The organism is Streptomyces sp. SID5464 (genome assembly GCF_009862985.1).
In the GTDB taxonomy this organism is placed as follows: Bacteria; Actinomycetota; Actinomycetes; order Streptomycetales; family Streptomycetaceae; genus Streptomyces; species Streptomyces chartreusis_D.
Genome location: NZ_WWIQ01000020.1, coordinates 2,497 through 5,286, shown reverse-complemented (window position 1 = coordinate 5,286; position 2,790 = coordinate 2,497). Strand labels below are relative to the sequence as shown.

Below are 2,790 nucleotides of genomic sequence, written 5' to 3'. Positions count from 1 at the left end.
CGCCGCGGACGGCTTCACCTGGCTGAACACCGTCTCGTCGATCGGCGCGTTCCTGCTGGGCCTGTCCACGCTGCCGTTCCTGTACAACGTGTGGAAGACCGCCCAGCAGGGCGAGCGGGTCGAGGTCAACGACCCCTGGGGTTACGGGCGTTCCCTGGAGTGGGCGACCTCGTGTCCGCCCCCGCGGCACAACTTCGTCACCCTGCCGCGCATCCGCTCCGAATCCCCCGCCTTCGACCTGCACCATCCCGACGTGGCCCAGCTGGACGAGGCGGAGAACACCGGCAGGCGCGACGTCGTCGAGGCCGACGGGCACAAGGGCGAACGGCCGTGAGACGCGGCGGCCACGAGGCGCCGCACGACACCCCGCGGCACGCGCTGGCCGACGAGGCCGAGGGCTACCTCCTCGCGCACGCCCATCGCGACCAGGCACGACGCGAGGCCGAGGAGCTCTGCGCCCGGATGCCGTGGCTGACCACCGCCCAAGCCGAGGAAATCACCGGCCACTACGTCCGCCGGCGCCTCGACGTCACCCGTGAGCTGCTGCGCGGCACGGTCCGGCGGGCCGAGGAGCTGCGACAGGAGTACGAGAGCCGCTACGCCGAACTGCGGCACACCCTGCTCCGCCGCCACGCCGCCTGCGCCTGCGCCCTCCTCGCCTGCGCGGGCGGAGTGAGCGCCCTGGCGGTTCTGCTCACCCGCTGACCAGTTCGTGCCGCGGCTCCGACTGCAGCGCCGGCCGGGCCTTCGTATCCCACTGGCTCGTGGTCCGTACGTAGCCGTAGATCACCGAGGTCATCGCCAGGATGAGCAGCGGCCCGAACAGCCACGGAAGCTCGGCCATCTCCATCGGCAGATAGCGATAGGAGAGCAACAGCGCCGTGAAGACGGCCGCTCCGTAGGTGACGAGTTGAGTTCCGGACCGGTCCCAGCCGCGTTCGAGCGAGCGCAGGGCCGCCTCGATGGTGACCGTGAACACCACGCCGGCCACGAGATCCACGCCGTAGTGGTAGCCGAATCCCAGCGTCGCGGCGAGCGTGGCGATCAGCCAGAACGTGCCCGCGTAGCGCAGCACGCGTGGGCCCTTGCGGGAATGGATGAAGATCGCGGTGGCCCACGCGGTGTGCAGGCTGGGCATGCAGTTGCGGGGGGTGATCTCGTCGAACGGCATGTCGTGCGGTGCGGCGCTGATCGGCGTCGGCAGGTCCGGCCACAGGTTGGCCACCGCCCAGTGGCCGCCGTCGGTGCCGAAGGCGAAGATCGGTCCGACGACCGGGAAGATCATGTAGATGCCCGGTCCGAGGAGGCCGATGACCAGGAAGGTCCGCACCAGATGATGGCGCGGGAAGCGGCGCTCGGCCGCCACGTCGCGCAGCTGGTAGAGCGCGACGACGACCGCGGCCACCGCCAGTTGGGCGTAGACGTAGTCGAGGGTCCGGGCACCGACCGGGCCGGTGGCCGTGACGATCCGGCCGACGAGCCAGGACGGGTTGCCCAGCGCGTGGTCGGCGACCGCCACGTACTGGTCGAGCACCATCGGGCGGGTCTTCGAGGTGATGAGCAGCCAGGTGTCACCGGTCTTGCGGCCGGCCACCAGCAGCAGGCCCAGCCCGACGCCCTTCAGCAGCAGGACGCGTTCCGGGCCGGTGCGGCGCGTCACTGCGATGACCGCGCAGCCCAGGATCACCCACAACGCGCCGTTGCCGAAGGGATGGCCGTCCGTCAGGTCGGCGCCGGCCGCCCATCGCACGACCAGCAAGACGGCGTCGATGCCGAGCGCGAGGCCGACGGCGATGAACCGTTGCCGCCGGGTCAGCACCACCATCGTCAGCGCCATACCCGCGTACAGCAGGAAGCCCGACTTGGGGGCGACGATCACCTCTTGCACCTGGGAGGTGATCGGCCCGGGCACCCCGTAGCGGCGCGCGGCGATCTCCAGCGCGACGAGAAACCCGAGGGTCACCACACCCGCCGCGGCCCACAGCATCGTCCGGGGCCGAGACCATGCGGGGAACGTGATTCCGCGTCTTGTTCGCGAGGAGATCCGCGTTTTGGTAGGTATCAATTGTTTTATTCGATTTGTTAGTCGCTATGGGGTGATCGTCGCATGACCGAACATGTTATCGGAGCGATGCGCCCCGGGCAGTCGGTACGTGTACTTCTTGTCGCCCCACAGGACGTCGAACGTGGCGGCGCCGTCACCGGGAGTTGGGCGTCGGCCGGGCTCGCCTCCACGGGCCCGGCCGGCGTCGCGTCGGGGGACCGTCAGGTCACCGCATCGAGGAAGGTCAGCACCGAGGCGTCCTCCTCGATCAGCGGGGCGAGTGCGGCGTTGAACGGGCCGCCGTACGGGGCCTTCAGGTGTGCCTGGAAGGCGTCCTCGTCCCGGTACACCTCGAAGATCCAGTAGGCGCGCGGGTGGGACTCCTTGGTGTAGACCTCGAAGGCGAGGTTTCCCTCTTCCTCGCGCACCTTCTCGGCGTACTCCAGGATCATGCGGGCGACCTCGTCCTCCGCCCCTTCACGTGCGGTGAACTCGGCGAACAGGGTCTTCTTCATGCTGTGGTTCCTTGTCAGTCGTGGGCGGAGCCGAGGTGCCAGACGCGGGCCTGGTCCAGCTTCACCGAGCCGTTCTCGGCGAAGACCTCCACTCCCTGGCTGGCGGGGTCGGGGAAGATCTGGTCGGTGATCACCGCTTCGCCGCTGCCCCCGAAGACCTCGACGGACGACCAGTCGACGAGGATCCGCAGCTTCACCTTGCCGTTCTCGGCCTTCAGCGGTGCTGTCTGG

At 69.3% G+C, this 2,790-nt stretch carries 4 protein-coding genes and 1 pseudogene; 2 read left to right on the top strand and 3 right to left on the bottom strand.

From position 1 onward, the window contains the following. Window positions 1-334: pseudogene (locus GTY47_RS12850) on the top strand (cytochrome ubiquinol oxidase subunit I); the annotation flags it as partial. After that, window positions 331-705: a hypothetical protein gene (locus GTY47_RS12845; RefSeq protein WP_010033767.1), complete on the top strand. Its 375-nt coding sequence runs from the start codon at window positions 331-333 to the stop codon at window positions 703-705. The pseudogene GTY47_RS12850 and the gene GTY47_RS12845, both read left to right, overlap by 4 nt. Here GTY47_RS12845 and GTY47_RS12840 read toward each other — a convergent pair. From GTY47_RS12840 to GTY47_RS12830, 3 genes are all read right to left on the bottom strand, one after another. Further along, window positions 695-1,987 (bottom strand): phosphatase PAP2 family protein, encoded by a 1,293-nt coding sequence (locus GTY47_RS12840; protein ID WP_010033766.1) that lies wholly within the window; start codon window positions 1,985-1,987, stop codon window positions 695-697. The two genes, GTY47_RS12845 and GTY47_RS12840, sit on opposite strands and share 11 nt — an antisense overlap. Before the next feature lie 278 nt (window positions 1,988-2,265). Further along, window positions 2,266-2,559, bottom strand: coding sequence for a putative quinol monooxygenase (locus GTY47_RS12835; protein WP_010033765.1), 294 nt, complete (start codon window positions 2,557-2,559; stop codon window positions 2,266-2,268). Between the two features lie 14 nt (window positions 2,560-2,573). Next, window positions 2,574-2,790 (bottom strand): GH32 C-terminal domain-containing protein (locus GTY47_RS12830; protein ID WP_010033764.1); only part of this gene is annotated, 217 nt, incomplete at its 5' end.

Excerpts from the sequence above, each read along its gene's own strand:
- GTY47_RS12840 (WP_010033766.1), bottom strand. The coding sequence starts at position 1,987 with ATGCTGTGGGCCGCGGCGGGTGTGGTGACCCTCGGGTTTCTCGTCGCG.
- GTY47_RS12835 (WP_010033765.1), bottom strand. The coding sequence starts at position 2,559 with ATGAAGAAGACCCTGTTCGCCGAGTTCACCGCACGTGAAGGGGCGGAG.